The sequence below is a fragment of the Nocardioides sp. WS12 genome (assembly GCF_014108865.1).
In the GTDB taxonomy this organism is placed as follows: Bacteria; Actinomycetota; Actinomycetes; order Propionibacteriales; family Nocardioidaceae; genus Nocardioides.
Map to the genome: position 1 here is coordinate 4,052,571 of NZ_CP053928.1, position 25,550 is coordinate 4,078,120.

General features: G+C 68.6%; 27 protein-coding genes. 5 read left to right on the forward strand and 22 right to left on the reverse strand.

The window, feature by feature from the left end; all coding sequences use genetic code 11:
* The first annotated feature begins 79 nt into the window (after positions 1 to 79).
* The 4 genes from HRC28_RS19610 to HRC28_RS19625 are packed head-to-tail and all read left to right on the forward strand — an operon-like array spanning position 80 to position 4,780.
* Positions 80 to 2,131 carry a hypothetical protein gene (locus HRC28_RS19610; protein WP_182377082.1) on the forward strand — a complete coding sequence of 684 codons (2,052 nt, stop codon included), beginning with the start codon at positions 80 to 82 and terminating at the stop codon, positions 2,129 to 2,131.
* A complete protein-coding gene (locus HRC28_RS19615; protein ID WP_182377083.1) occupies positions 2,128 to 2,799 on the forward strand; it encodes a hypothetical protein in 672 nt (223 codons plus the stop codon). The genes HRC28_RS19610 and HRC28_RS19615 overlap by 4 nt, the downstream gene beginning before the upstream one ends.
* Positions 2,800 to 2,831: 32 nt before the next feature.
* Positions 2,832 to 3,623, forward strand: a complete 792-nt coding sequence (locus HRC28_RS19620) for a tryptophan 2,3-dioxygenase family protein (RefSeq protein ID WP_182377084.1) — start codon at positions 2,832 to 2,834, stop codon at positions 3,621 to 3,623.
* Entirely contained in the window at positions 3,620 to 4,780 is a 1,161-nt protein-coding gene (locus HRC28_RS19625; protein ID WP_202033131.1) for an aminotransferase class V-fold PLP-dependent enzyme, read from the forward strand. Before HRC28_RS19620 ends, HRC28_RS19625 begins: the two co-directional genes overlap by 4 nt.
* On the opposite strand, the gene HRC28_RS19630 is transcribed toward HRC28_RS19625, so the two are convergent.
* From HRC28_RS19630 to HRC28_RS19670, 9 genes are all read right to left on the reverse strand, one after another.
* Positions 4,770 to 5,654, reverse strand: coding sequence for a phosphatidate cytidylyltransferase (locus HRC28_RS19630; RefSeq protein WP_182377086.1), 885 nt, complete (start codon positions 5,652 to 5,654; stop codon positions 4,770 to 4,772). The two genes, HRC28_RS19625 and HRC28_RS19630, sit on opposite strands and share 11 nt — an antisense overlap.
* Before the next feature lie 21 nt (positions 5,655 to 5,675).
* Positions 5,676 to 6,230, reverse strand: a complete 555-nt coding sequence (gene frr, locus HRC28_RS19635) for a ribosome recycling factor (protein WP_202033447.1) — start codon at positions 6,228 to 6,230, stop codon at positions 5,676 to 5,678.
* A 40-nt stretch (positions 6,231 to 6,270) separates the two neighbouring features.
* Positions 6,271 to 6,984: a UMP kinase gene (pyrH, locus tag HRC28_RS19640; RefSeq protein WP_182377088.1), complete on the reverse strand. Its 714-nt coding sequence runs from the start codon at positions 6,982 to 6,984 to the stop codon at positions 6,271 to 6,273.
* A gap of 78 nt (positions 6,985 to 7,062) precedes the next feature.
* A complete protein-coding gene (locus tag HRC28_RS19645; protein ID WP_182377089.1) occupies positions 7,063 to 7,368 on the reverse strand; it encodes a hypothetical protein in 306 nt (101 codons plus the stop codon).
* A complete protein-coding gene (locus HRC28_RS19650; protein WP_182377090.1) occupies positions 7,365 to 8,621 on the reverse strand; it encodes a TFIIB-type zinc ribbon-containing protein in 1,257 nt (418 codons plus the stop codon). The genes HRC28_RS19645 and HRC28_RS19650 overlap by 4 nt, the downstream gene beginning before the upstream one ends.
* 1 nt (position 8,622) lies before the next feature.
* On the reverse strand, positions 8,623 to 9,813 hold the full coding sequence (locus tag HRC28_RS19655) for an SPFH domain-containing protein (RefSeq protein ID WP_182377091.1): 1,191 nt from the start codon (positions 9,811 to 9,813) through the stop codon (positions 8,623 to 8,625).
* Positions 9,814 to 9,990: 177 nt separating this feature from the next.
* Positions 9,991 to 10,800 carry a translation elongation factor Ts gene (gene tsf, locus HRC28_RS19660; protein ID WP_182377092.1) on the reverse strand — a complete coding sequence of 270 codons (810 nt, stop codon included), beginning with the start codon at positions 10,798 to 10,800 and terminating at the stop codon, positions 9,991 to 9,993.
* A gap of 90 nt (positions 10,801 to 10,890) precedes the next feature.
* Positions 10,891 to 11,829, reverse strand: coding sequence for a 30S ribosomal protein S2 (gene rpsB / locus HRC28_RS19665; RefSeq protein ID WP_182377093.1), 939 nt, complete (start codon positions 11,827 to 11,829; stop codon positions 10,891 to 10,893).
* A 228-nt stretch (positions 11,830 to 12,057) separates the two neighbouring features.
* On the reverse strand, positions 12,058 to 12,984 hold the full coding sequence (locus tag HRC28_RS19670; protein ID WP_182377094.1) for a zinc ribbon domain-containing protein: 927 nt from the start codon (positions 12,982 to 12,984) through the stop codon (positions 12,058 to 12,060).
* 87 nt (positions 12,985 to 13,071) lie between these two features.
* On the opposite strand from HRC28_RS19670, the gene HRC28_RS19675 reads away from it, so the two are divergent.
* The gene (locus tag HRC28_RS19675; RefSeq protein ID WP_182377095.1) at positions 13,072 to 13,302 is read left to right on the forward strand and encodes a hypothetical protein; all 231 of its coding nucleotides are present in this window, start codon (positions 13,072 to 13,074) and stop codon (positions 13,300 to 13,302) included.
* Positions 13,303 to 13,369: 67 nt separating this feature from the next.
* Here the strand turns inward: HRC28_RS19675 and HRC28_RS19680 are convergent, their stop codons facing one another.
* The 13 genes from HRC28_RS19680 to HRC28_RS19740 form a co-directional block, all read right to left on the reverse strand.
* Positions 13,370 to 13,939, reverse strand: a complete 570-nt coding sequence (locus HRC28_RS19680; RefSeq protein ID WP_182377096.1) for a phage tail protein I — start codon at positions 13,937 to 13,939, stop codon at positions 13,370 to 13,372.
* Between the two features lies 1 nt (position 13,940).
* The gene (locus tag HRC28_RS19685) at positions 13,941 to 15,893 is read right to left on the reverse strand and encodes a putative baseplate assembly protein (RefSeq protein WP_182377097.1); all 1,953 of its coding nucleotides are present in this window, start codon (positions 15,891 to 15,893) and stop codon (positions 13,941 to 13,943) included.
* Positions 15,890 to 16,297, reverse strand: coding sequence for a GPW/gp25 family protein (locus tag HRC28_RS19690; protein ID WP_182377098.1), 408 nt, complete (start codon positions 16,295 to 16,297; stop codon positions 15,890 to 15,892). Before HRC28_RS19690 ends, HRC28_RS19685 begins: the two co-directional genes overlap by 4 nt.
* A 2-nt stretch (positions 16,298 to 16,299) precedes the next feature.
* A complete protein-coding gene (locus tag HRC28_RS19695) occupies positions 16,300 to 16,584 on the reverse strand; it encodes a PAAR domain-containing protein (protein ID WP_182377099.1) in 285 nt (94 codons plus the stop codon).
* Positions 16,584 to 18,377 (reverse strand): VgrG-related protein, encoded by a 1,794-nt coding sequence (locus HRC28_RS19700; RefSeq protein ID WP_182377100.1) that lies wholly within the window; start codon positions 18,375 to 18,377, stop codon positions 16,584 to 16,586. Before HRC28_RS19700 ends, HRC28_RS19695 begins: the two co-directional genes overlap by 1 nt.
* Positions 18,364 to 19,146: a LysM peptidoglycan-binding domain-containing protein gene (locus HRC28_RS19705; protein WP_182377101.1), complete on the reverse strand. Its 783-nt coding sequence runs from the start codon at positions 19,144 to 19,146 to the stop codon at positions 18,364 to 18,366. Before HRC28_RS19705 ends, HRC28_RS19700 begins: the two co-directional genes overlap by 14 nt.
* An 11-nt stretch (positions 19,147 to 19,157) precedes the next feature.
* Positions 19,158 to 19,595, reverse strand: a complete 438-nt coding sequence (locus tag HRC28_RS19710) for a phage tail protein (RefSeq protein ID WP_182377102.1) — start codon at positions 19,593 to 19,595, stop codon at positions 19,158 to 19,160.
* Positions 19,596 to 19,664: 69 nt separating this feature from the next.
* On the reverse strand, positions 19,665 to 21,860 hold the full coding sequence (locus HRC28_RS19715; RefSeq protein WP_182377103.1) for a hypothetical protein: 2,196 nt from the start codon (positions 21,858 to 21,860) through the stop codon (positions 19,665 to 19,667).
* Positions 21,861 to 21,989: 129 nt separating this feature from the next.
* Positions 21,990 to 22,148: a DUF6760 family protein gene (locus tag HRC28_RS19720; protein WP_182377104.1), complete on the reverse strand. Its 159-nt coding sequence runs from the start codon at positions 22,146 to 22,148 to the stop codon at positions 21,990 to 21,992.
* The gene (locus HRC28_RS19725; protein ID WP_182377105.1) at positions 22,145 to 22,591 is read right to left on the reverse strand and encodes a hypothetical protein; all 447 of its coding nucleotides are present in this window, start codon (positions 22,589 to 22,591) and stop codon (positions 22,145 to 22,147) included. The genes HRC28_RS19720 and HRC28_RS19725 overlap by 4 nt, the downstream gene beginning before the upstream one ends.
* The gene (locus HRC28_RS19730) at positions 22,591 to 23,037 is read right to left on the reverse strand and encodes a phage tail protein (protein ID WP_056714350.1); all 447 of its coding nucleotides are present in this window, start codon (positions 23,035 to 23,037) and stop codon (positions 22,591 to 22,593) included. Before HRC28_RS19730 ends, HRC28_RS19725 begins: the two co-directional genes overlap by 1 nt.
* Positions 23,038 to 23,050: 13 nt before the next feature.
* Entirely contained in the window at positions 23,051 to 24,607 is a 1,557-nt protein-coding gene (locus tag HRC28_RS19735; protein WP_182377106.1) for a phage tail sheath subtilisin-like domain-containing protein, read from the reverse strand.
* A 126-nt stretch (positions 24,608 to 24,733) separates the two neighbouring features.
* Entirely contained in the window at positions 24,734 to 25,483 is a 750-nt protein-coding gene (locus HRC28_RS19740; protein WP_182377107.1) for a DUF4157 domain-containing protein, read from the reverse strand.
* Between the last annotated feature and the right edge of the window lie 67 nt (positions 25,484 to 25,550).

A 25,550-nucleotide genomic window follows, 5' to 3' on the forward strand; every position in this document is an offset into this window, starting at 1 on the left:
GGAACCCGTCCACCGCGAGGACGACCTGCGTTCGAAGGCCCACCTCCAACCTCCGGAACAGACCCCGGTCACTGGACCGATGGGCCCCACCACCATGCAACGCCTCGGCAGGGACCTCGGGAACACCCGTCTGACCAGCTGGATGGGCGCGAAATCCGGTGAGGTCCTCCAGCGGGTGCCGGTGAAGTACGCCGACACGGGCGAGACGCTGTACGAGAACCCCCCGGAGCAGGACCCTTCCGTCACCACGGCGCCGACCGCCGCGGCCAAGCAATTCGTCTCGTCCCCCTATGCGAACGACAACCCCAACGTCGAGTACGAGATCGACCGCAAGGCCGACCATGCCCTGGTGACCGTCAAGATCCTGTTCATCCAGCAGAACCGTGGCCAGAACGAGTGGATGAAGGACACGAAGGGCCGGATCGCGCTCGACAAGGCCGGCAAGCGGATCCCGGACCCGACCTTCACCCAGGACATCGGCACACCCAAGGAGATCCCGGCAGGCGACAAGCGCCGGTCCTTCATCGGCGCCCAGGTCAAGGGCATCACCGCGGCGTGGAACCACTTCGACCTCAACAGCAAGACCGTGCCGAAGGCCGGACCACCGGGGCCGGACGGCAAGGCGGCTCCCGCGCCGCCGCCCACCCCGATCAACCTGCCGCTCAAGTTCGTCGCACAGCCGGAGTACTCCCTCACGGCCAAGGGCGTCCACGCCACGATCCGGGTGTTCGGTCCGAACATCGACGCCGATCGCGACGGGGCGCACCCCGTGGACTCGGGCCACTGGTACATGAACACCAAGAAGAACTACGGCGACTCCACCAAGCTGGACATGATCAAGACATCTGCCCACGAGTATGGCCACCTGCTCGGTCTCCAGGACGAGTACTTCCGCAGCGACGACCAGACCCACCAGATGCTGCACAAGATGGGCGGTGGCGCCGCGACCGCCGACAAGGAACTGGACCAGAACACCGTACGACGGATGGTCACCGCCGCGCTGATGCCCGTCATCGAGGCAAGGATGACGGACAACATCGGCTCCATCGCGGAGACGTTCGCGAAGTCGTTCCCCACCCTGCGCAAGCAGCTGACCGGCGCCGTACGGACCACATGGGCCGACAGCGGCCTGCGGTCCGGCATCGTGTCCCAGATCGAGCCGCACCTGATGTCCAAGTCGATGAAGCACCAGTTGGCGTCCGTCGTCGACTTCCAGACGGGCCAGAACCTGTCGAACCTGACCCGGGCCACGGATGCCCTCGCGGCGACCTCGACGAAGTACCTCGCGGACCTGGTGCTGGGGACGTTCTCGAACTGGGAGCGCTCCATGAACGGCAGCTTCAAGGCCACGGGGGCCGACGGTTCCGACGTGAAGATCAGAACCAGCTTTTCGGCGAACGTCAAGGAGTTCGGAACCACCGGGGGCGGCAAGTCGGAAGCGGCCCAGCTCGCCGACAGCATGATCGGTGGTCCCGGGTTGCCGAAGATCGCTCCCTCGACGACGCTGCTGGGACAGCTCGAGGAGATCCCGAAGCGGTGGTCGGAACCCGGGAAGGGTCTCGATTCGGCGTACACGCCTGCGGTGGTCACCCCTCAGGTCACGGCCGCCGTCGACGCCGCGGTCGCGGCCGGCATCTTCCCCAAGATCAACGGCACCGGCCAGCTCTACATCCGCCTCCGGCGGCTGATCGACTCGACGGCGAAGGTGAGTGCCAACAAGGCGGCCCTGGCCTTCGTGGACGGTGCGGTGCGGGAGAAGGTCGACGCGCAGTTCTCCGAGCTCAAGGCCCAGATCGAGACCGAGGTGAGCAGCACCCTCGGCATGAAGGCCGGCGCCCTGGCGGCCAAGGGGCCTCCGGACCCCAACGTCACTGCGATCGCCACGAAGCTGCACGCGATGCTGCAGGCGCAGCAGAACAAGGCCAACTACGATCCGAAGGTGGGCGAGATCAACCCGGGTACGGGAGGTGCGGGCACCGACGTACGGCACAGCAGCAGTTCGGTGATGAGCTCCAACGACATCAGCCAGGCCGGGTTCCGCTCCGATCTCATTGCCCCGGTCGTCGGCCAGTTCAACACCCTGCTGAAGAAGGCCGACGAAGAGAACTTCACTGCCAAGGTCACCCGATGAGCCAGGTCCTGCTGACCTTCACCCTCACCGTCACCTCGACCGTCCACCAGACCATCGTGCTCGGCGACGACGGTGTCGTCAGCCGCGTGAACGCACGGCCCGGCGACACCGAGAATCCGGAGGTGGGTTGGTGGCAGGGGTCGATCGACGGCTCCGTGCTCGCCCTGGCCCAGTCGCTGGCGACCTCGGCGTGGCCCGACATCACAGCCAGCCGCCCGCCCGCGGCGGCCGCGTGGTCGGCAACCGGCGCCGGCGGACGACGTGGGCTGTGGGGCGCGACGGACGAGATCGGCGCTGCACTGCGCTCGCTCCAGTCCGAGTGCTCCAAGGTCGCGCGGGACGCCGTTGCCGTGGCCGCCCTCTCTGCCCGGCAGTCCGGCGCCGACGGCCCCGTCATGCTGACCGTGGAGTCGCGCGGGACCGCACCGATCGACCTCAGCCTGCGCGATGCGGAGTTCGTCGACGGCGAGACGACGGTCTTCATCACCGACGAGGCCGAGGTCGTCGGGTATCTCGGTGCAGCCCTCTCCTTGCCTCCGGAACTGCGCGCCGTCGGCGTCCTGCGCAACCGCCAGTCCGGCACCCAGGGCCTCGATCTGACGGGAACCATGTCGTCGGGCGCCGAGCGGTACGACGTCGGACTGAGGGTCACCGTCACCACCGAGTGATGAGGGGTTGACCGCTCTGTGACAGTGGTCCCGTGAACGAACCGCATCCGTCACTGACGTACAGCCACTATCTCGCCCTCGACGAGGTCCTCGCGGCCCAGCGACCGCGCTCCGACGAGCACGACGAGCTCCTCTTCATCGTGATCCACCAGGTCTACGAACTGTGGTTCAAGCAGATGCTCCACGAGCTCACCGGACTCCAGCACCGGCTGGAGGACGGGGACACGCCGCGGTCCCTCCACACGCTCGGGCGGGTGCTGGCGATCCTCAAGGTGGCCGTCGCCCAGGTGGACGTCCTCGAGACCATGACACCCCGCCAGTTCACCAGCTTCCGTGGCCGCCTCGACGCCTCCAGCGGCTTCCAGTCGGAGCAGTTCCGTGAGCTCGAGGCGACGCTGGGGCGCCGGGACCGCCGCGTGTTCGAGCACTACCCCGAGGGCAGCGCCGGTCGCGAGCGGATTGCCACCGCGATGTCGCGGCCGTCGGTGTTCGACTCGTACCTGCGCTACCTCGTCACGCAGGGGTACGACGTCCCGTCGGCCGCCCTCGAACGTGACCTCTCCACGCCCTGGGAGCCGTCGGCGGAGGTCCAGACCCTGCTGCTGGCCCTGTACGCCGACGACGGTGGCGCCGCACAGGTCGCCGAGCGGCTCGTCGACCTCGACGAGGGTCTCCAGGAGTGGCGCTACCGCCACGTCAAGATGGTCGAGCGGACCATCGGCGCCAAGATGGGCACCGGCGGCTCGTCGGGCGCGACGTACCTCTGGAGCACCGTGACGCACCAGCTCTTCCCCGACCTGTGGGCGATCCGGAGCGAGATGTGACCCTCGCTCAGCACTACACCCACTTCCGCGTCGCCGACCGACTGCTGCTGACCGGCCACTCCCACCAAGCATGGCCCGACGTCGCTCGCGAGGGTCTTCTGGAGGCGTACGACGACGCGGCCCTCGCGGTGGACCAGAAGTGGGAGCGGGCCTTCGCCCGCGCTGACCGGGTGCGGGACGGAGTCCGGTCGCTGCTCGGCGACCCGAATGCGGAGATCGCGCTCGGCGCCAGCGCCCACGAGCTCGTCGTGCGCTTCCTCTCCGCTCTCGACCTGCGCGCCCGGCCTCGCGTGGTCACGACCGACGGCGAGTTCCACTCCGCTCGCCGCCAGCTCGACCGACTGGCCGAAGCCGGCATCGAGGTCGTGAAGGTCCCCACCCAACCCGTCGCGACACTCTCCGAGCGGCTCGCCGCCGCCGTGGACCGCCGTACGGCGACCGTGGTGGCCTCCTCGGTGCTCTTCGAGACCTCGCAGGTTGTACCGGACCTCCGCATCGTCGCGGACGCCTGTGCGCGCCACGGCGCCGAACTGCTCGTCGACGCCTACCACCAGCTCGGCGTGGTCCCCCTGTCCCTCGACGCCGCGGGCCTGGCCCACGCCTGGGTCGTGGGTGGCGGCTACAAGTACCTCCAGCTCGGCGAGGGCAACTGCTTCCTCCGGCTCCCCGCCCACGCCGTGGGGCTGCGGCCGGTGGTCACCGGGTGGTACGCCGAGTTCGGCGACCTCGAGCATGCCGCGCCCGGCACCGTCAGCTACGCGGTCGGTGCTGCGGGCTTCGCCGGGTCGACGTACGACCCCAGCAGCCACTATCGCGCGAGCCGGGTCCTCGACTTCTTCGCCGAACAGGGGCTCACGCCCCCGCGACTGCGCGAGATCTCCCTGCACCAGCGCGGCCTCCTGGCCCAGGCCTTCGACGATCTCGACCTGCCCGACCACGTCGTCACCCGCGACCGGGAAACGCCCGCCGACGGCTTCGGCGGCTTCCTCACGCTCTTTGCTCCCGAGGCGGCGACCCTGCAGGCAGCCCTGGCCACGCGCGGGGTGCTGACCGACAGTCGCGGTCCGCACCTGAGGTTCGGCCCGGCGCCGTACCTCACCGACGACCAACTGCGGGCAGCCATGGCTGCCCTCGGCGAGGTCGGAACTAGCGCGTGAACACGCCGTAGTGCAGGAGCAGCCAGATCGGGGCGATCGTGGCCAGCAGTGAGTCGAGGCGGTCCATCAGGCCACCGTGGCCGGGGATCACCTGGCTCATGTCCTTGATGCCGAGGTCGCGCTTGATGACCGACTCGCACAGGTCGCCGAGGGTGGCCATCACGACCGCGATCAGGCCCAGGCAGACGCCGACCCACCAGTCGCCCTCGAGCAGGTAGACGACCAGCGCGGTGCCCGCAGCGACCGTGGCGATCGCGGACCCGGCAAAGCCTTCCCACGACTTCTTCGGCGAGATCACCGGTGCCATGGGGTGCTTGCCGAACAGGACACCCGCGATGTAGCCGCCGGTGTCGGAGGCGATGGTGACACCGATGAACGTCAGGATGCCCTTGACCCCGACGTCGTCGAAGCCGCCGCCCGTGTGCCCGCCCTCCGCCAGCATCAGCGCGACGAACGAGCCGAGGAACGGCACGTAGATCAGTGCGAAGACCGCAGCCGTGGCGTTCTGGACGTAGCCGTCGATGCCCCGGCGCAGCAGCCACAACATGATGGCCAGCGCGCTGACCGCAGTCGCCGTGACCAGAGCGGCCGAGCCCCAGAAGTACGCGACGACCACCATCGTGACGCCACCGATGATGAGCGGCTGCTCGGGAAGGTCGATGTCCTTGGCGAGCAGGCCCTTGCGCAGTTCCCACACAGCCACCGCGACGGCGATCGCCACGATCACCATGAAGGCCGTCTTCCAGAAGGCCAGCGAGGCCGCGATGGCGCTGAGCAGCACCACGGCGGAGGTCACCGCGGCCTTCAGGTCACGGCCGGCGCGACCATGGTCCTTCTTGGGGGCAGGGTCCGTCGACGGCGTTGTCGAGGTCATGTCAGGGCGAGGGTCGAGGTCTCAGACCTCGAGCAGCTCGGCTTCCTTGGCCTTGAACAGCTCGTCGATCGCCTCGGTGTGCTTCTTGGTGAGGCCGTCGAGCTTCTTCTCGGCACCGTTGACGTCGTCCTTGCCGACTTCGCCGTCCTTCTCGAGCTTCTCGAGGTTCTGCTTGGCCTTCTGGCGGACCTGACGCACGGCGATCTTGCCGCCCTCGGACTTCTCCTTGGCGAGCTTGATGAACTCCTTGCGGCGCTCCTCGGTGAGCTCGGGGAAGACGATGCGCAGCTGCTTGCCGTCGCTGGACGGGTTCACGCCCAGGTCGGAGTCGCGGATCGCGCGCTCCACGTTGCCGATCGCGCCCACGTCGAAGGGCGCGACGATGATGATGCGCGCCTCGGGGGCGGTGAACGACGCCAGTTGCTGGATGGGGGTCTGCGAGCCGTAGTAGTCGACCATGATCTTCGAGAACATGCTCGGGTGCGCACGACCGGCGCGGATCGCTGCGAACTCCTCGCGGGTCGCGTCGACCGACTTGCCCATCTTCTGGTCGGCCTCGTTGAGGGTGTCGTTGATCACCGGTTCTCCTTCATCATTCTGCGCATCGTTCCGCGCATCATCCTGCGCTGACCCGGGTACCGATCTTCTCACCCTGCACGACGCGCAGGATGTTGCCTTCCGGCTCCATGCCGAAGACGATCATCGGGAGCTTGTTCTCGCCGCAGAGGGCGAAAGCGGTCTGGTCCATGATGCGCAGGCCTTCTGCGATGGCCACGTCATAGGTGAGTTCGTCGTACTTCGTCGCCGTCGGGTCCACCTTCGGGTCGGCAGAGTAGACCCCGTCGACACCGTTCTTGGCCACGAGTACGACGTCGCACTTGCTCTCGAGCGCACGCTGGACTGCCACCGTGTCGGTGGAGAAGTAGGGCATGCCCATGCCGGCGCCGAAGATCACGACGCGGCCCTTTTCCATGTGCCTTATGGCACGGCGCGGGATGTACGGCTCGGCGACCTGGCCCATCGTGATGGCGGTCTGCACACGGGTCTCGACGCCGGCCTTCTCGAGGAAGTCCTGGAGCGCGAGGCAGTTCATCACGATGCCGAGCATGCCCATGTAGTCGGCGCGGACGCGGTCCATGCCGCGCTGCTGGAGCTCGGCGCCGCGGAAGAAGTTGCCGCCGCCGGTGACGATGGCGATCTGCACGCCCGCATCGACGACTGCCTTGATCTCATGGGCAATCGCCTGGACCACATCGGGATCGACCCCGACCTTGCCACCGCCGAAAACCTCACCGGAGAGCTTGAGGAGGACTCGCTTGTAGCCGGCCACCTGGGTCCTTCCTTCTCGATCGCCACGTCATGCGTCCCCACCTGCAGGGAGCGCTGCCGAGGTTACCGTGTCGGCGGGTCAACGGACCCTTTGCACCCGCCCACGATGCTTTCGGCTGTTGTCGCCGTCGATGTTCGAGTCACGTGTGCGCTCGATCGTGTCCACGATCTGCTCGCCACCTTGCACCGGCTGCGCCGCGATGATCGTGTCGCGCTCGAACTCATGGGACTTGTCGGTGTTGCGGTAGTAACGGAAGAAGGCCCAGTACGTCGCCGCACCACCAGCCGGTCCCGCAGCGAGCAGCCAGAGGGCACCGTCGTCGCTGGAGGCCTGCACCAGGACGGGGACGACCTGGGCCAACGCCGCGATCACGTCGATGCTCATGCTGTCGCCACCAGGAATGCGCCAGCGATGCCCTCGAGGAAGGTGCCCACCGTGAAGGCGGCCAGCAGCAACTTCGGTTGCGACACCGGAATGCTGCCCATGGTCTCACCCGTCCTCGCGTTGACCGCGATGTAGTGCAGGATCCCGTTGCTCTCCTGCTGGTAGGAGTAGAGCCACACCGGGAGATACATCGACACCCAGCGAGACCCGCCCACGTCGACCTTCTCCTGCTCCCAGCGCACGCCGCGGTCGAACTTGCCCAGCGAGCCGCTCACCTGGGACCGACCGATCGAGAGCAACTGGTCCTCGAGGACCGGTTGCAGTCCCTCGACGTTGCGGTCGCGCTTCTCGCTGGTGAAGCCCACGAGATAGTTCGCGTTCCACTTGACCGCATTCTTCGTGTCGAACGGCAGGATCGTGTTGATGATGTTGTTGGTCTTGGCGCCGCTGAAGTCGGCGCGCTCGGAGGCACCTTCGACGGTGAGGTCGTCAACCGTGAAGTTGACCTGCCGCGACACCTGGTAGACGTCGGCGGCGTAGTAGGTCACCGTGTTGTCGCCCTGCTTCTCGGTCCAGCGCCGGGTCTGGACCTCCCCCCTGCCCCAGTACTGGGACTCGGCGCGGGCATCGATCACCAGGTAGGGAAGGTAGACGCCGAGGACGTTCTCGGGCACGAACTCCTTCTTGAACTGGCGGTGCGCGAAGAGCCGGCGCTTGGAGGCGAATCCGCGGATCGCCTCGACCGCCTGGTCCTTCGTCAACTTGAAGGGCAGGACGGCATCGGGCACCGCCCCGTTGGGGATCTGCTGGTTGACGTTGAGCGTGTGGCGGCACCAGTGACAGCGCGCGTTGAGCGCGTGCGCGGTGTCGACGACCACCTCGGCGCCACAGGACTCGCACTTGAAGGTGAGCACGTCCGCGGCATCGGCGAGGATCTCCTCCGCGCCGCTGGCGATGACCGTGCCCTCGAGCGTGTCAATGCCTTCACCGAGGCCGAACTCCTCCTCGACCCGCGCCTCGTGCCACTCGTTGCGGCAGAAGAGGCAGACCAGATTCCCGGTCGACCCGCGCAACTTGACGTCGGTCGACCCGCACTTCGGGCACCGGTTGAGGCCGTCCTTGAGGGACTCGTTGACGGTCTCGATGCTCGGCCCCGCCTCGGGCTCGGCCTTTGCTGCGGCGAGCTCCTCCTCCAGCGACAACGGGGGCCCGTCGAAGGTGGGCTGCTGTGGATCCCCAGACTCCTCGGCCATGTCAGAGCCCGAGTGCCTTCGCCTTTGCCGCGTCGTAGTCGGCCTGGGTGATCAGGCCAGCGTCGAGCATCTCCTTGGCGCGCTTGAGGACGGTCATCGCGTCGTCCGCGGCGGGAGCAGCCGGAGCAGCGGCGGGAGCAGCCGGAGCCGGAGCCGGAGCCGCGGGTGCAACCGGCTGCTGCAGGCCGCCGAGGCCCATGCCACCGGTCGCCATGCCCATGCCGATCAGGCCACCAGGGCCGGCGTTCTCACCGGCCGATTCGATACCGGCCGCAACGGAGGCCTGCAGGTTCGCGTTGCCGCGAGAGCCGGACAGGGCGTCAGCACGCTGGACGTTCTTGAGCAGCTCGCGGGTGTTGGCGTCGTACTCGATGGAGATGATCGCCGTCTTCACGATCTCGATACCGCGGTCGGACCGCCACTGGTAGTTCGCCTCGACCGCCGCGGACAGCGACTGGGCGAACCCGATCGAGTCCTGCTGCAGCTTGGTGATCCGGTTCCCCTTGGCGGGGTCGTTGGTGTACATCGAGAACGCGGGCGCCAGGGAGCCGACGACCTCGTTGAACAGCTGCTCGCCCGCGGGGTTGTCGATGTCGGTGAAGTCGAAGGTCGCGTGTCCGCTGATGACCTCGGCCGGCACGAAGTTGCGGATGAAGGTGAGCGGGTCGGTGATCTTGAGGGTGTAGGTGCCTCGGGTGATCGCGCCGACCTGGGTGTTGAGGAAGGAGTCGTCCCAGTAGATCTCCGACTGGGTGCCGAACTTGTTGTTGGGCAGTTCCTTGAGCGTCACGAACACGGCGGACTGCTGGGCCGAGGGACGACCGCCGAACTTGAACCGCTCCCAGCTCTGCTTGATCAGGGAGTCGACCAGTCCGCCGCCGGAGAACACCGAACTCGAGGCAGGGTCCTCGGAGTTCCAGATGTAGGCGCCGGGCTCGGCGGCGAACCCGGTGAAGGCGCCGTCCTCGAGCAGGACCAGGCCGTAGCCCTCGGGCACGATGATCTTGGAGCCGTTGGTGATGACGCCTTCGGATCCGCTGGTGTTGCTGCCGCGGCCGGCGTTCTGACCCTTGGCCACGGCGGGGAAGATCGCCACCGTCGAGCCGATGCCGTCCGGAACGCCGTAGAAGTCGAGCCACTGGTCACCGAGGGTGCCGCCGATGGCGCCGATCGCAGCCTGAATGAGTCCCACTGAAGCTCTCCTTCAACCGATCCGAAAGCGCCTGCACTGGTGCGCACGCACGTCACCGACGATGTCCGCTGCCGGCGAGCGCAAACCTACCCCCACGACTTAACGCCCGCTCAACAAAACGCACGAACGGCCGGCCTCCACGATGCGTGGGGACCGGCCGTTCGGGGTGGATCTGCGTCAGGCGCCAACCTCGAAGCGGGCGAACCGCGACACGGTGGTGCCGGAAGCGTCGAGGACGGCCTTCACGGTCTTCTTCGACTCCGAAACCGACTCCTGCTCGAGCAGGACGATCTCCTTGAAGAAGCCGCCGATGCGGCCTTCGACGATCTTCGCGACGGCAGCCTCGGGCTTGCCCTCCTCGATCGTCTTCTTGGTGAGGACGTTCTTCTCGGCGGCGACGACGTCGGCCGGGACCTCGTCACGCGTGAGGTACTGCGCCTTGAGGGCAGCAACCTGCATCGCGGCGCCGCGGGCGGCAGCCTCGTCGCCTTCGTAGGCAACCATGACGCCCACGGCGGGCGGCAGGTCGGCGGAGCGCTTGTGCAGGTAGACCGCAACCGGGCCGTCGAAGTACGCGACCTGGCCGAGCTCGATCTTCTCGCCGATGGTGATGGCGAGGCCCTCGACCACCTGGCCGACGGTGCTGTCACCGAGCGGCAGGGCCTTGGCGGCCTCCGTGTCGGTGGCCTTGCCCGCGTTGATCGCCTCGGCGATCTGCTGGGCGGCAGCGATGAAGTCTTCGTTCTTCGCGACGAAGTCGGTTTCCGACTTCAGCTCGATGAGCGCGCCACCGGCGTTGGCAACCAGGCCGGCAGAGGCCTCGCGCTCGGCGCCACGGGCGGCAGCCTTGGCGGCACCCTTGACGCGGAGCAGCTCGACGGCCTTGTCGAAGTCGCCGTCGGTCTCGTCGAGCGCCTTCTTGCAGTCCATCATCCCGGCGCTGGTGAGCTCGCGGAGCTTCTTGACATCAGCAGCAGTGAAAGCCATGGGGATCCTCCCTCGGATCAGATCGTGGGTGAGGGGAAGCGTGACGCCGATCCGGCGTCACACTCCCCCTCGATGTCGAGTTGGTGACTCTCAGGCCTCGGCCGGAGCGTCGGCAGGCGCCTCGGCGGCGTCAGCAGCAGGGGCCTCGGCGGCCTCGGCGGCAGGCGCCTCGACGACCTCTGCGTCAGCATCGGGAGCGTCGGCGGCGGGCGCCTCGGCAGCCGGCGCGTCAGCGGCGGGGGCAGCGTCAGCGGCGGGGGCAGCGTCACCCTCGAGGAGCTCGCGCTCCCACTCGGCCAGGGGCTCCTGGGCGGTCGGGGCAGCAGACGAACCGGCACCCGAACGGGAGATGAGGCCCTCGGCCACGGCGTCGGCGATCACGCGGGTCAGCAGGCCGACCGCGCGGATGGCGTCGTCGTTACCCGGGATCGGGAAGTCGACCAGGTCCGGGTCGCAGTTGGAGTCGAGGATCGCGATGATCGGGATCCGCAGCTTGCGGGCCTCCTCAACGGCGAGGTGCTCCTTGTTGGTGTCGACGATCCAGACCGCGGACGGGGTCCGGGTCATCTCGCGGATGCCACCAAGGGTGCGCTCGAGCTTGACGTGCTCGCGACGCATCTGGAGCAGTTCCTTCTTCGTACGACCCGAACCGGCAACGGTGTCGAAGTCGACGTCGTCGAGCTCCTTGAGCCGGGCGATCCGCTGGCTCATGGTCTGGAAGTTGGTGAGCATTCCACCGAGCCAGCGCTGGTTCACGTACGGCATGCCGACGCGGGTCGCCTGCTCGGCGATCGACTCCTGCGCCTGCTTCTTCGTGCCGATGAACATGATCGTCCCGCCCTTGGCCACGGTCTCCTTGATGAAGGCGTAGCTGCGGTCGATGTAGGCCAGCGACTGCTGCAGGTCGATGATGTAGATGCCGTTGCGGTCCGTGAGGATGAATCGCTTCATCTTCGGGTTCCAACGACGGGTCTGGTGTCCGAAGTGGACGCCGCTCTCAAGGAGCTGGCGCATGGTCACGACAGCCATAATGGTTCTCCTGTGTGTTTTCAGTTGGTCCTGACGCCTGCGTGCTCACCTGACCTGATTTCCCAGGACTGAAGGCAAGTCACCCACGGGCGATCGGGGCCAGTTGATGCGTTGGCCCCGTCGTGGTCTGCGGACGTGCGAATTCCGGCCCAGGACGGACCGGTAGAGGTCAGCGTACGACCTCCGCCGCCCCGCGAGCCAATCGTGAGACGGCCACCAGCTGCACCCTCACTTGCGGGCCTGGAACTCCACCTCCGCGATTGCGGTGTGACTGCCCGCAGCCGTGCCCTTGTAAGCGGACCGGATCTCGAAGGTGATGTCGACGACGTCGCTCACTCCAACCCCGAATTTCGCCGGACCGAGCTTGTCCTCGAAGGTGAATTCCTTGATCTCGGTCGTGCCGTCGCTGCGCTTCACGACGACGTTGATCTCCTTCGGGCGACCCTGGGTGAGGAACAGCTCCTCGTCCACGGCCGTGATCCCCGGCGTGATGATCACGTAGACCAGCCGGATCGGGTCCTCGAACTCGAGATTGAGCTTCTCGCCCCGACCGTCGCCGGCCTTGGCGGGCGCCCAGTACTCGTTCGACACCCCGTCGCGTGCTTCCTCCGCGCCGTGACCTCGCTGGCTGCTCGACGCCTCGATCGCCGTCGGGTTGACCTCCACCGTCCCGGCGATCCGGTCGCGGACCGTGCCGTAGAGGCCGCCGAGGACGTCGCGGAAGGCGAAACCACCGATGCTCAACGCACCGATGACCAGGATCATCGTGAGCAGTCGCGTCGGGAACCGGAACCGGAACCCGCCCGTGCGTGCCTCCCGCGGCCGCGCGCCAGCGTGCTTGACCTTGCGGAGCCGCCGCTTGTTCCGCCAGCGGCGCCACCACGACAACTTCGCGACCTCGGCCTCGGCGAGCGTCGTACCGCAGCGTCGACAGAACTTCCGGGTCGGCTTGTTGCCGATGCCGCAGTTGCCGCAGACCAGGTCGCCCTGCTGGATCGGGTCGTCGACCGGCGGGCGGGGGCGCTTGGGTTTCGCCAGCGGTGCACCGGGCTTCTGGGGGGCCGGCTGTTGCGCGCCGGGCTGCCGTCCCGCCTGCTTGTCCGAGACCGGGACGACCATGGCCTGCAGGGCGTCGCGGGGAGGCGGGGCTTCCACTCCGCACCGGGCTTGGCGGGCGGCGGAGGCGGGGGTGGCGCAGCGGCCCCGGCAGCGGCGGCCGGCCCTTCGTCGGGCCGCTCCGCCGTGGACACCTTCGGCACCTCCGTCGGAGCCACCGGACGCGACGGCGGACCGGACGACGGCGGCGGGCCCGACGGCGGCGGCCCCGACGGCAAGCCGGTCGGAGGGCCGGTCGGCGGGCCGGTCGGAGGCGGAGTGGAGGGCACCAGGGTGAGGTTCGGCGCCGCCACGGGATCGGGTTCGGCGACGGCTGAGGGGTGCTCCGCGTGCGCGCTGTCGGACCAGTCGACGTAGGCACCGCATTCACCGCAGAACCGCTCCCCCTCCTCGAGGGCGACGGCGCAGACCGGACACGACTGGCTCATTTCTTCCCACCTCCTGCGCGGACGACCTTGTACTGCCGGGCGACGTGCGCGGGACACACGTCCTCGAGCAGTGCTTCCACCCGTCGTACGTCGACGGCGGCCGGGTCGGGAACGGTGACCGTGACCGTGACAGCGGGCGGAGCAGTGCCGCCCGGATCGGCCCCCGGCTTCTGCGACCAGTCGCAGGCGCCCGTGTCGCTGACGGTCACCTGGGCGCCCAGCGCCTGTTCCAGGGCGGCCTGGATGCCGGCGACGGTCCCCCGTTGGCGGTGCAGTCGCGCGGCGTCGGTGATGATCCGGCGCCGGTCGGGCGTCGACCAGGCGTCGTCGAGTTCGACGCCGACCCACATCGCCAGCCAGCCGAGGAAGTCCTCCGGCGCCAGATTCGGGTCGAAGTACGCGGCGAGCGAGTCGAGCGTCGCGTGGATCGGCGCATAGCCGTCGTCGAAGGCACCCACGAACCGCACCAGGAAGTCGTCGTCCTGGAGCACCCCGGGCAGCCGATGGGCCAGCGGCGCGGGGCAGATCAGGCCGGGCAGCATGCCCCGGTGGCTGGTCGTGGTCATCTCAGCCACCACGGATCACCCGGACCCGGTGGTCGTAGGAGAAGACGAGCGCGAAGCGGTCCAGGTCGATGCGTTGCACCGGCTCACCCCGCTTGCCCGTGATGGGGTCGGCGGCGAACAGCAGCACCTCCTCGACCAGTTCGGTCCCGGAGACCTGCTGGAGGACGGCGTACACCTCGCCGGCCTGGACCGGACGACCGAACGGCCACCCCTTGCTGTCGATCCCGCCCGTCAGCGGGTCGAAGTACCGGTTGAGGGCGATCCGGGCGGCCTTTTCCAGTTCGGCCGACGCGGTCTTGGCCCGCGCGACGAGGGTCGCCACGACGGTGACGCCCTGGTAGAACGGCGGCTCGACGACGACGCGGGCGCCGACCGTGCGGCGCGGCTCGATGAAGGACGTGACCGTCTGGAGCGTGGCGGCCGTCGGAACGAGGTCCTCGAAACGAAGGCTGCCCTCGACGTCGGCCGAGGCGGCCGGCACCAGCAGTACGCGGACGCCGCTCTCCTCCCCGCCGGCGCCCGCCGGCACGGCCTTCACCCGGGCGACCTGGGGGGCGGCCGCCTTGGCGAGCTGCTCGTAGTCCTCGCAGGTGACCGCCCGGTCGCGCGTGCGCAGGGCGAGTGGTCCGCGCAGCTTGGCCTCATCGACGGTCTCGGGTGCGACGCCACCGACCGCAGCGCGACGGTTCTCGACGCGGTCGATGCCGGGCACCGTGGTCCGCAGGATCTTGATGGCACCGGCTGCGAGGTTGCCGGACGGACCACCGCCGATCCGGTACGACGGCACCCGGATCGGTGCGCCCTTCGGCGGCACCGCGCCGTACTGGCGCATGGTGCCCGCGGCCTCGCGTACCGCAGGGCCGAATTGCACCTCGCCCGTCGCCCGATCCACGCGCACCACCGCATCGTCGGGTCCGGAGTCCGCGAAGGAGGACACCTCTTCCCACTCGTCCCAGCCCGCACCGGACGCCACCTCGACCACGAACGGGTCACCGTCGGCAACGAGGGGGCCGCGGACCAGCGTGAACACCTGGCCCGGCACGCCCTCGGACAGTCCGAGGATCTCGTCGGTGAACGTCTCGGAGTGCGTCGCCGGCACCGTCCCTCCGATCGTGTACGCCGACATCTCGGTGATCGTGGGCGAGGAGCTGTAGAACGGGTAGCCCTCCCCCGGCGCCACCACGCGACAGCGCAGCCAGCCGGCTCGCACCTGCGACACCACCGATGCCGCGTGGGTCTCGGGGACGTGCAGGATCACGTCGCCCGGACGGTTCAGACCGCCCGTCGTGTCGCGGTCGACGTCACAGGCCGTCCACGCCTTGCCGTCCCAGGCCTCCCACACGATCGGCGGCCGGGTCGGGTCGACGCCGACTCCCTGGAGGTGGCAGGTCATCCGCAGGCCGATGGCGCAGGACGGGGCGGCATCGTCGAGGCCGATGTAGAGGATGTCCTCGTAGGCCGGCTGCTCGGTGAAGCAAGGGAACTCCGTGCCGAGGCTCAACTCGTCGTCGCGGCGTTCGGGCTCACCGCCAGCGTTGTGGGTCATCACGTGAGCAAGGGCGCGGGGCGGCATCGTCAACGACTTCGCGGTCGCGAAGACAACCGCTTCCTGCTGGGGCGTGCGGAGGGTCGCCACCTCCGCACCGGCCGGCAGCACCGTCGTCTCCTTCGCGGCGGCCGAGAGCCACGCGGTGACCTCGACCCGTGCGGGGGTCGGCGGGTGCAGGGTGACACCGAGGAGGTCGAGGAAGGTGATGTAGAGCCGATCCGGGACGCGGTTGAGCCGGTACAGCAGTTCATCGGTCATGAACGCGAAGGTCTCGATCAGCGTCACGCCGGGGTCCGACACGTTGTGGTCGGTCCATTCGGGGCAGCGCTGCTGGACCATGCGCTTGGCGTCGTCGACGAGGTCTTGGAACCGGCGATCGTCGAGATTCGGGACCGGCAGGGTCATGCGTCCTCCTCATGGGGCGGAATGACGTAGAACGGGAAAACGAGGTTGCGCGGGTCGTTCTCGCCGCGCAGCGAGTAGGAGATGTCGATGTACAGGACGCCCTTGTCGACCGCGTCGAAGCGCACCGCGACGTCCTCGACGTCCACCCGCGGTTCCCAGCGATTGAGCGAAACGCGCACGGCATAGGCGATGTCGCCCGCGGTCGACGCGTCGGCAGGGGCAAAGACGTAGTCGTGCACCGCGCAACCGAACTCGGGCCGCATCGGGCGCTCGCCCGGCGCGGTCATCAGGATCAGCCGGATGCTCTCCTCGATCTCCCGGCGCCCGCTCACCAGGGCGACCCGGCCGGTCGGGTCGGTGCGCAACGGGAAGGACCATCCGGAACCGACGAACTCCGAGCCCATCGTCAACCTCCGATCAGCACGGTCGGACAACCCGGGGGAATGATCACTGCGCCGCAGCCGATGGGATCTCCCACTCGGGCCGCCGGTTTGCCGCCGATCAGGACGGTCACCGATCCCTTGACGATGGGCGACGGGGGGTGCGGCGTCCCGACCGCCCAGGAACAGGTGTGCAGGTCTCCCATCGTCGCGGCGGGCAGGCCCCCGATCAGGACCGTCGGGACGCCCGGTCCGGTGATCACCCCGGGATGGGGCGACAGGTCCCCCACGCGGGCAGCGGGCGTCGGCATCAGTTGATCTTCACGATCGCGCCCTGGACGGTCAACGGGCCGCTGGCCTCGACCTGGGTGACCGCACCCTTGAGCTTCAGCGGGCCACTGGCCTCGATCTCGACCGTCGCTCCCTTGATCTTCACGCCCGCCGAACCGGTGATCTCCACGTTGATGCCCTCGACCTTGACGGTCGTGTTCGACTTCACGGTCACGTCCTGCTTCGCCGTGAGCTCGGTCGGGCCCTCGGAGATGATCTTGATGCCCTTGGTGGTCTGCTCGAGCAGCACCTTCTGGGCGCCGTTGTTGGTGCTGATTTCCAGACTCTCCGCACCGGCCTTCTCCAGGAAGACCACCTGCATTCCGGTCCGGGAGACCCAGGCCCGGGTGGTGATCTCACCGTTGCTCCCGTCGACCTGGCCGGACCACGCCTGCTTGGGCAGGTCCTTGCCGTTGAACACTCCGCCGAGGACGTAGGGATGCCCGAGGTCGCCGTGGGCGAACGAGATCAGCACCTCGTCGTCCACCTCGGGCAGGATCACCAGACCACGCTTGGATCCTGCGCCAGCGTGGACCGTGCGGCACCAGCCCGACTCGTAGTCGTCCGAGAGCCAGGGAACCTTCACCTTCACCCGACCCTGGTTCTGGGGATCCTTGGCGTTGGTCACGACAGCCGGTACGACGCCGACGATGCGCGGGTCGTTGGCCGGCGAATCCTGGAGGGTGCCGTAGAGCGATCGTTCCGAGGTGTTGCTCGCCGTGAAGTGGGTGCGGTACCCGGTCGCGGGCCGGAAGTCGTGGCGGGTCGAGGTCAGCACGTAGCGACCGACGAACGGGGCGCCGACTCCTGCCAGCTTGACCGCCGACCCTGCACGCAGCGCGGGATTGCCCTTGGCAATGCCTTCGACCTCGGCGAAGCCGCCGGCGACGTGGTCGGCGAGGGAGGCCGCCGACGCCGTGGCGACATCCTGGTTGGCCAGGCGGGCATCGCCGACGACGTACGACGGGCTGGGGAATGCCGAAGCGATCTTCGCCGGAGTGATGCCGACCTCGGTCTGCGCACTCGGCGTCGCGCAGGGCTTGGTGGCGATCACGGCCGCCTTGGTTGCCGGGTCCCAGCCACGGACGTTGACGTCCTTCACCTGGCCAGACGCGGTGATCGTGGCCCGCAGGTCAACCAGGTTGACGCCCTGTTGGAGCACCAGTTGGTCCGAGCGGGAGTCCGTCCCGGAGGGGGCCCCGGCTGCCTCGGGGCGCTCGATGAAGTGGAGTTTGCCCGCGGTGACCGTCAGCATCCGGTCGTGTTCGGTGGCGAGCCGGGACAGGAAGTCCCAGTCGCACTCCCCCGCCTGGGTGGTGTGCTCCAGCATCGCTGTCGTGGGGTCGATCTGCTGCACCTGCACCCCGGCCGTCCCTGCCACCTTGCGCACGATGTCCGAGGCGGTCATGTTGAGGAACGCCAGCACCCGGGTTCCCCGGTAGAGGCGATGGGCCACGTCCAGGCCACGCACCACCGTGTGGAGACCGGCCTCGCCGATCTCCACCTCGAGCGCGGTGACCTCACCGACGTGCAAGGGTTCGGGTCCACCCGGCGCCGTGTTCTGCAGGGTCAATTCGACCTTCGCGCCGATCTCGAAGTGACCCTTGGCCAGCACGGTCCCGTCCGGATCGCGAAAACGCAGCACGAACAGGTCGGGGACCCGGGTGCTCTCGTCGATCAGCCCGGACACCATCTGGGTCGCGATGTCGGACGGCAACGACGTTCCGTTGACCTTCACCAGGAGGGTGTTGCTGAACTCTTCACCGTGAGGCATGCCCCAGCGCCTTCCTGCGAGGTCGGGACTCCTCGATCTCCTCCAGGGCCGGGAGCAGGAGTTCGGTGCCGGGGCGCAGCCGCGTGGGGTCGTCGATCCGGTTGAGGACGGCGATCGGGCGCCACAGCGAGGGCTGGCCGTACTCGGCGTACGCAATGGCGGGCAACGAATCGCCCTCGACGACCTGGTGTACGCGATGCGGCACGAGCCCACCGGACGTGGGGTTCTGCTTCGGCGGTCCGCCGGACAGCTCCTCCAGGGTGATCGTGCAGGTGGCGCGGATGGGCACTCCCCCACTGGTGAACAAGGTGTACTTCGCCTGAACCTGGCTGACGTAGCCCAGGAACCCGGTCAGCGAACCCCAGCGGAACACCACCCAGGGCGGCGACGGCTTCTTCGACGTGAGGGTCTTCTCGAGGGGCACCGTCAACATGAAGAGCTTCTCCACGGTCTGCACCACGGCGGTGTCGTGTTCGCCCTTGCAGTCCAGGAACAACTCGAGGGTCAGCTTGGACGGCTGCGCTCCCTTGAACTCGGGTGGCGAGGCGGACTTGTTGCCCTTGGCCTCTTCCCGTTTCCAGTTCGCCGTCTTCTGCAGCGACAGTTCCTTCGGGTTGAACTGGAACGTGATCGGTTCCAGCTTCGGGCCCGGCGCAGCGAGCGACCCGTCCTTCGACGGCTCGTAGACCTGCAGGTAGGCCTGCTCGAGCTTCGCTCCCCCACCGCCGCCGGCGCCGGCAGCCTGGAATCCGACCGGACTACTACTCATCTCGCGTCTCCTCAGCCGCTCGGGAGGAAGCCGTGGTGGGCGATCTCGAGGGTCTCGGTCAGCACCTTGGGCTGGTCGGGTGTCATCTGGGGCCCGGTCCAGCGGACCGGGATCACCTCGTTGAGCGACCACTTCGCCACGACCGTGCCGTTCGCCGTCTGCGCCTCGATCGTTGCGGTGTAGCGCTTGTAGCCGGACACCAGTTCCCCGATCCAGTTCGTGATCTGTTCGGTCTGCTTGCCGAGTGGACGGGACAGCTTCACGTTGGAGAACTTCAACCGGGACGGGAACTGCCACACGAACCCGTTGTTGCCGCCCTCTTCGCGGCTCTCCAGGACGACCTCGACGCCCAGGCCCTCGCAACTGGTGAAGTCGCCGAGTTCGCGACCGTCGATCTTCACCTTGTAGGAGACGCTGACGGCGGTGTCGACGTCCTGCAACTGGCTCATCGCATACCGCTCCCTTCGTCGTCTCGACCGCGCTCAAGGACACGGTCCGTCTGTTCACTCAGCAGGCACTCACCAGCGGTCGGTACGGACCCCCCGTCGTTCCCGGTCGACAACCATTTCGCCGCGCAGCATCCGCAGCAAGGACGGGAACAGCTGCCGGGCCATCGCCTCGGCCTGCTCGGGCGACTGGGCCCCGCCGGCGGCGGCCGGTGCGGCGGGAGCAGCCGCAGTCGAACCGGTCGCACCTGCATCAGCGGCAGGTGGCGTGACTTCGGGCTCAGGCGCCGGCTCCTCCATCTCGGCGCGCTGGACCATCGCCGGTTGCGTGTCCGCGACCTCGGCGGCACTGGCGCGCTGCGGCAGGACCAGGGCCGGCGGGGCCACCCGATCGGGCGCACGCAGCGCCGGTGCGCTCGGCATCGACACGGCCGACCGCTGGAGGAACGAACCTGGAACGGCGCCGTCCGACACGGGCGGGCTCGTCGCTCGATCAACCGCGAGCGGGATGGTGGCGTATTCGACCGCCACGGGCATGGCGTCCGCTCGCGCCAGGCTGCCGGGAGCCACCGAAGCACGAGCCGGCACCGACAGCGGCCCGCCGGTCGTCGTACTCCGCTGGAGAACGGGGGTGGCCGGGACGTCGTACGCGGGGATGACTGCTGCCGCCGACAACGGCGACGGCGCGGCGCCCTGTGCCGCGTCCACCAGGGAGGGCGGTGGGTCCACGGTGTCGGCAGCAGCAGTTGGCGCGGCGAACTGCGCCGGGAAGGACGACGTCGACGGAGCCGGCGCGGGTGGCGCTGAGGAAGGAGTCGAGGGCGCGAGCGAGGCCGAGGATGACGGTGTCGATGGTGCCGTCGGTGCCGACGATGCCGAGGGAATCGCCGACGGCACCCGCTGCACCCGCACGACGCGGGCAGCGGGAGGAGTCGGGACACCTGCCGGACGCACTGCCAGCCGTTGCAACGGCAGTCCCGGACCCGGCAACACGCTCGAGCGCTGGATCGAGGTGTTGAGGCCGCCGACGTGCAGGGGCGCGACGTCGCCGCGCATCGTCGGCGAGATCGGGACCTCCGCCTCCGTCGCGGGTACGACGTCCGGTGGGCCTGCGCTCGCGACGACGGTCGGGGAGGCGGCGGGATGCCCGTGGCCCGGGTCGGCGCAGTCCTCCGGGTGGATCGCCTCCGCCGGCTCGGCGGGCTCGGCGGGCTCGGCGTGCTCGGCGGGCTCGGCCGAGGACTCCGCAGCGACGGCGGCCACCTCCATCGGCGGCGCGTCGGGCGCGCTGGCACGTTGCAGCGGCATGCCCGGCGCTGGCCTCGGTGTTGGCCTCGGTGTCGGCTCACCGGCACCCACACCCGGCAACGAGACCTCGGTGAAGCCGTTGTCGCCCGCCCGTTGCGCCTGGAGTGCGGGACCGGGCAGGTCGTCGGGCGGCGAGCCCTGGGCAGTCAACGGCACCTGGGACATCGGCGCACCGAACCCCAGGCGTGGGCGCTCCCCGGCGACGGGTCGGCCGGTTGCTGTCGCGGCCGACGACATCCGCTGGATCGGCAGCGCGGCGGCCGATGTCGACGGCATCGCCGACGGAGGACCCGCACCTCCCAGCGGCTCAGCGGCAGGGGCTCCGGGCGCCAGGGTCGAGGTGACGGGGAACGTGGGTTCGGCGGCCGCGGGCGCGGCCGGGCCGGACGTGGCCGACTCGTGCGCGTGCTGGTGCTCGTCCGCGTGCTCGTGCGCCACCGCAGGCGCTGATGCGGGCTCGGCGATCGCAGCGCGCTGCACGAAGGGCAGGCCGACCGGACTGGCCCGCACGAGGGACCGCGGTGGCTCGGGGACCGCTGCGGGGGCACCGCTCGCCGCCAACCGGGCGACGGTCACCGGAGTCTCGGCGCCACCGCCGGAACCCCCGTCCGCCCCTCCAGCCGAGTCGTCGGTGGACCAGGTCTCGGGCGGCGGAGCGTCACTCGCGGCGTCAATCTCGGCGACCTCCGCATCCGTCGCGCGCTGGATCGATCGCTGGGCGCGCGGTCGGGGCGGCGGCAGCAGGGTGAGCTCCGGACCCGCAGCAGAGCGCTGGATCGGAGTGCCGAGGCCACGGCCGTCGCCGTCGATCAGCCCGTGCGGTGCGCCGTCCGCCACGGCGTGGGTCATCGCCCCGGTGAACATCGGCGACGCCCACGCTCCCGGCTCGAACCCACGACTCAGCGGCCTGATCGGCTCGGCCAGTTGGCGCTGGATGGGTGGCAGGAAGGCCCACCCCATCGGGGACGGAGCAGGTGGCTGGGCTGATGGCTGGGCCGATGGCGCAACAGACGTCGCGCCGGGTGCCTCGGAAGGCGGCGGCGCCGCAGGAGCCTTGTCCCGACTCCAGGGCCATGACCAGGCCATCGCTCAGCGTTCCTCGTTGAGCCGGTTGTTGATCGCGGCGATCTCCTGGACGTACCGCAACCGCTGGGCGTGCTCCATGTCGAGGATCGCGTCCGGCGGCCAGTGGAAGTGATAGGCGACGTACGAGACTTCCGCGTAGATACGGTCGGCCCCGTACGTCACGATTCCCCCAGGCGCCCGCCCGACAGATCGATCGCGAACCGGTGCGCGCACTCGGGGCAGGTGACCGCCGCGCGGGTGTGACCCTCGGCGTTGATCCGCCGGTAGAAGTCCTGCAGGAACGCCACGTCGCTGGCGAACATGTTCTCCACGACATTGGCGTCGATGACGGGAAGTCCGCCGAGCCGGGTGATCACGCGCCCGAGGAGGACCACGGTCGTGAAGGCCGCGTTCTCCTGGACCCGCTCGTCATAGAGCGGCAGCAGTTCGTCGCGTGCCGTCGCGAGCCGCATCGTCCCCTGCCGATGGGTGACTCCGTTGGCGTCGACGAAACCGCGGGGCAGCTCGAAGTCGAACGACGTGCGCAACGGTGCCTCCTGGGCCGCGGGGCGCACGGCCGCTGACACCTCCGGGGAGGCGTCAGCGAGCGCGGGACCCCGCTGCATCAGGTCACCGTCACTTCGTCGAAGCAGACCGTGAACTTCTCGGTCGCCTGCTCGGCGGCGCCGGCCTTGAGTTCGTTGACCTCGACGGTGCGCACCCAGCAGTTCGTGAAGCTGTAGGTCTTGATCGGTGCACCCATGTAGTCGAGCAGCACCACCGACGCCGTCTTGCGGGATCCGGCGACGTCGCCCTGGCTGACCGACTTGAGCCAGTCGGTGACCGTCTTCGAGTCAGTGAGGCCACGCGTCACAGTGAACTCGCCGGGCTTGGGCCGCCCGATCAGCTGACGGACGACGTACTTGCCGTCGCTGGTCTGCTGCTTGAGCTCGATCTTGTCGACCTCCTGCTTGAGACCACTGACCTGATTGACCTTCGGGACCTGGATCCCGTCGATCGTGACCTTGAACGAATGCGCTGGCGCGGAGTCAAGGGCGTCTGCAAGTGCCATTACTGGTTCCTACCTACTCTGCTACGAGGCTGGTGCCGCCGGAGAACTGCGACAGCTGGAAGATGACGAACTCAGCCGGCTTCACCGGAGCAATGCCGATCTGGCAGACGACCTGGCCGGCGTCGATTCCCTCGGACGGGTTGGTCTCGTCGTCGCACTTGACGAAGAACGCCTCGTCGGGAGTGGTGCCGAACAAGGCACCCTTGCGCCATTCGTTGACCAGGAACGACGAGATCGTCCGACGGATCCGGGCCCAGAGGTCGGGGTCGTTCGGCTCGAACACCACCCACTGGGTGCCGATCAGGATCGACTCCTCCAGGTAGTTGAAGAGCCGGCGGACGTTCAGGTACCGCCATTCCGCCTCGCTGGAGAGGGTGCGCGCTCCCCACACCCGGACGCCACGTCCGGGGAAGGTGCGTACGCAGTTGATGCCGACCGGGTTGAGCAGGTCGTGCTCGGCCTTCGTGATCGCCGTCTGGAGCCGGAGGGCACCACGAACGACCTCGTTGGCCGGCGCCTTGTGCACGCCCCGGGTGTTGTCGCTGCGGGCCCAGATGCCGGCCATGTGGCCCGACGGAGGCACGAAGGTGTTGGCACCCGCGGCCGGGTCGAAGACCTCGACCCACGGCCAGTACATGGTCGCGAACTTCGAGTCGTAGCCCGCGTCGTGGACCCGCCACTGGTGGACCTGCTGGGCGTTGAGACCCGGCGGGGTGTCGAGGATCGCTATCCGGTCACCCATCAACTCGCAGTGGGCAATCATGCCCAACTGCACGGCCTTGAAGGTGTCGAGGTCGATGGCGCCCTGTTCCAGTGCTGCGGCCAGGTCGGGTGCCGAGATCATGGTGACCTCGTCGATGGCCTCGAGGCCGCCGAATCCTGTTCGCTGGGCGACGTCGCCGACGTAGTCGCCGGCACCGAGGTTCTCGGTGGTCGGAGGCACCGGGGCCGTCTTGGGCTCGGTCAACTCGACACTGCCCTGGGCGATCGGCGTGAGCGCGCTGCCCTGGGAGATCTCCTCGAACGTGATGACCTTCGACGCCTGGTTGACCTTGGTGGCGACGTTGTTGTCCGAGCCCATCGTGGTCACGTTGTCGTAGGTCTCGGTGGGCTTTCCGTCCACCTTCACGACGAGCTTGAACTCACCCTCAGCCGCCTTCTCGCCGCTGGCCGGTTCGACCGAGATCTCGATCGACTTGTCGGCCTGGGCGCCCTTGGCGATGGAGGTGACGTTGTAGCCGCCGAGCGCGGCCTGTTTGGGGGCCGCAATGGCCTTGGGGATGTTGGGGCCGCCCTTGCGTCCGCTGTTCGGCGCGATCCGTACGACGAAGCAGTTGCCTCCGCCGTTGAGGAACCAGCCGTACACGGAATGGGCGAGGTAGGAGTTCTCGACGAAATCTCCGAAGTTCTCCGAGAACTGCGACCAGTTGGACACAAGGGTCGGTTCGTTGACCGGTCCCTTGGCTGCCAGACCAACGAATGCGGCGACCGAGGTCCCCACACCCTCGATCGGCCGTGTCCCCGCCGGCATCTCCTCGACGTAGACCCCGGGCGAGAGGTAGTTCGGCATGGTGCCTCCTGAGCTATCGACTGCCTTCAGCGTGGCCCTGATTGACCAGCACCGGCAGGTCCCCTAGGCCGCCCGGTCAGGAAGCGTCTCGTGCCCGATGAGGCAGGTACCGGGGACTGGTCCGGCTCAGGACGTCATTTCCTCTTCTTCGCCCTCTTCGTCCCGCTGTACGACGGGGCCGAGACTCGAGTCGTGGGAGCCCTGGACGGCCTCTTCCTCCTCGGCCTCCTCACGCTGCACCACGGGCCCGAGACTGGCGTCGTGCGCGGTCTGCACGTCCTCGTCCTCGGCATGGCGCTGGACCGGCTGCGCCATCACTGCCTCGGCGTTGGAGGACGCTTCCCGCTCGAACCTGTCCGACGGGTCACTGACCGAGACACCGCCACCGACGGGGGTCCCTTCGACCGGACCGTTGCGCTGTTGCACCACGTGCGTGAGCTCGTGAGCGAGCATCGTCTTTCCGGCCGATGACTCCGGGTCGTAGGCACCACGCTGGAAGACGATGTTCGAGCCGACCGTGTAAGCGTGGGCACTCACCGACTTCGCGGACGCGTCGGCGTTGTCGCCGGTGTGGACACGGACGTCGCTGAAGTCGTGTCCCATCCGCGACTCCATGTCCTTGCGGACGCCGGTGTCGAGCTGGCTGCCGCTGCCGGACACGACGTCGTGCACGGATGGCCCCTCGTCCTCCATCAACTGCGCTGTCGCGGCGTTGCCGGCGGCGCGCTGCAGACCGATCACCCCGCTCCGGCCCAGGACGTCCTGACGGCCGGCCATCGCCGCCTTCATCGTCATCGCATCGGGGCCTTCGACCTTGGCGCGTGCAGCTTCGGCGCCCGCGAGATCGTCGGCATGTTCGTGATCGTGCAGGTGCATGGCTGCCTCCAGGTCGGACTGGTGTCCACGTTGCTCCGATGACGCCCTCTCGCCAAGGTCGGAGCCA

Bases quoted from the DNA above. Each gene is read 5' to 3' on its own strand.
- HRC28_RS19715 (WP_182377103.1), bottom strand. From the start codon at position 21,860: ATGGGGTGGGCCTTCCTGCCACCCATCCAGCGCCAACTGGCCGAGCCG.
- HRC28_RS19645 (WP_182377089.1), bottom strand. From the start codon at position 7,368: ATGAGCATCGACGTGATCGCGGCGTTGGCCCAGGTCGTCCCCGTCCTG.
- rpsB (WP_182377093.1), bottom strand. From the start codon at position 11,829: ATGGCTGTCGTGACCATGCGCCAGCTCCTTGAGAGCGGCGTCCACTTC.
- HRC28_RS19630 (WP_182377086.1), bottom strand. From the start codon at position 5,654: ATGACCTCGACAACGCCGTCGACGGACCCTGCCCCCAAGAAGGACCAT.
- HRC28_RS19705 (WP_182377101.1), bottom strand. From the start codon at position 19,146: ATGAGTAGTAGTCCGGTCGGATTCCAGGCTGCCGGCGCCGGCGGCGGT.
- HRC28_RS19650 (WP_182377090.1), bottom strand. From the start codon at position 8,621: ATGGCCGAGGAGTCTGGGGATCCACAGCAGCCCACCTTCGACGGGCCC.
- HRC28_RS19730 (WP_056714350.1), bottom strand. From the start codon at position 23,037: ATGGCACTTGCAGACGCCCTTGACTCCGCGCCAGCGCATTCGTTCAAG.
- tsf (WP_182377092.1), bottom strand. From the start codon at position 10,800: ATGGCTTTCACTGCTGCTGATGTCAAGAAGCTCCGCGAGCTCACCAGC.
- HRC28_RS19695 (WP_182377099.1), bottom strand. From the start codon at position 16,584: ATGCCGACGCCCGCTGCCCGCGTGGGGGACCTGTCGCCCCATCCCGGG.
- HRC28_RS19725 (WP_182377105.1), bottom strand. From the start codon at position 22,591: ATGCAGCGGGGTCCCGCGCTCGCTGACGCCTCCCCGGAGGTGTCAGCG.
- HRC28_RS19685 (WP_182377097.1), bottom strand. From the start codon at position 15,893: ATGACCCTGCCGGTCCCGAATCTCGACGATCGCCGGTTCCAAGACCTC.
- HRC28_RS19610 (WP_182377082.1), top strand. From the start codon at position 80: ATGGGCCCCACCACCATGCAACGCCTCGGCAGGGACCTCGGGAACACC.
- HRC28_RS19740 (WP_182377107.1), bottom strand. From the start codon at position 25,483: ATGCACCTGCACGATCACGAACATGCCGACGATCTCGCGGGCGCCGAA.
- HRC28_RS19735 (WP_182377106.1), bottom strand. From the start codon at position 24,607: ATGCCGAACTACCTCTCGCCCGGGGTCTACGTCGAGGAGATGCCGGCG.
- HRC28_RS19700 (WP_182377100.1), bottom strand. From the start codon at position 18,377: ATGCCTCACGGTGAAGAGTTCAGCAACACCCTCCTGGTGAAGGTCAAC.
- HRC28_RS19615 (WP_182377083.1), top strand. From the start codon at position 2,128: ATGAGCCAGGTCCTGCTGACCTTCACCCTCACCGTCACCTCGACCGTC.
- HRC28_RS19690 (WP_182377098.1), bottom strand. From the start codon at position 16,297: ATGGGCTCGGAGTTCGTCGGTTCCGGATGGTCCTTCCCGTTGCGCACC.
- HRC28_RS19710 (WP_182377102.1), bottom strand. From the start codon at position 19,595: ATGAGCCAGTTGCAGGACGTCGACACCGCCGTCAGCGTCTCCTACAAG.
- HRC28_RS19680 (WP_182377096.1), bottom strand. From the start codon at position 13,939: ATGACCACGACCAGCCACCGGGGCATGCTGCCCGGCCTGATCTGCCCC.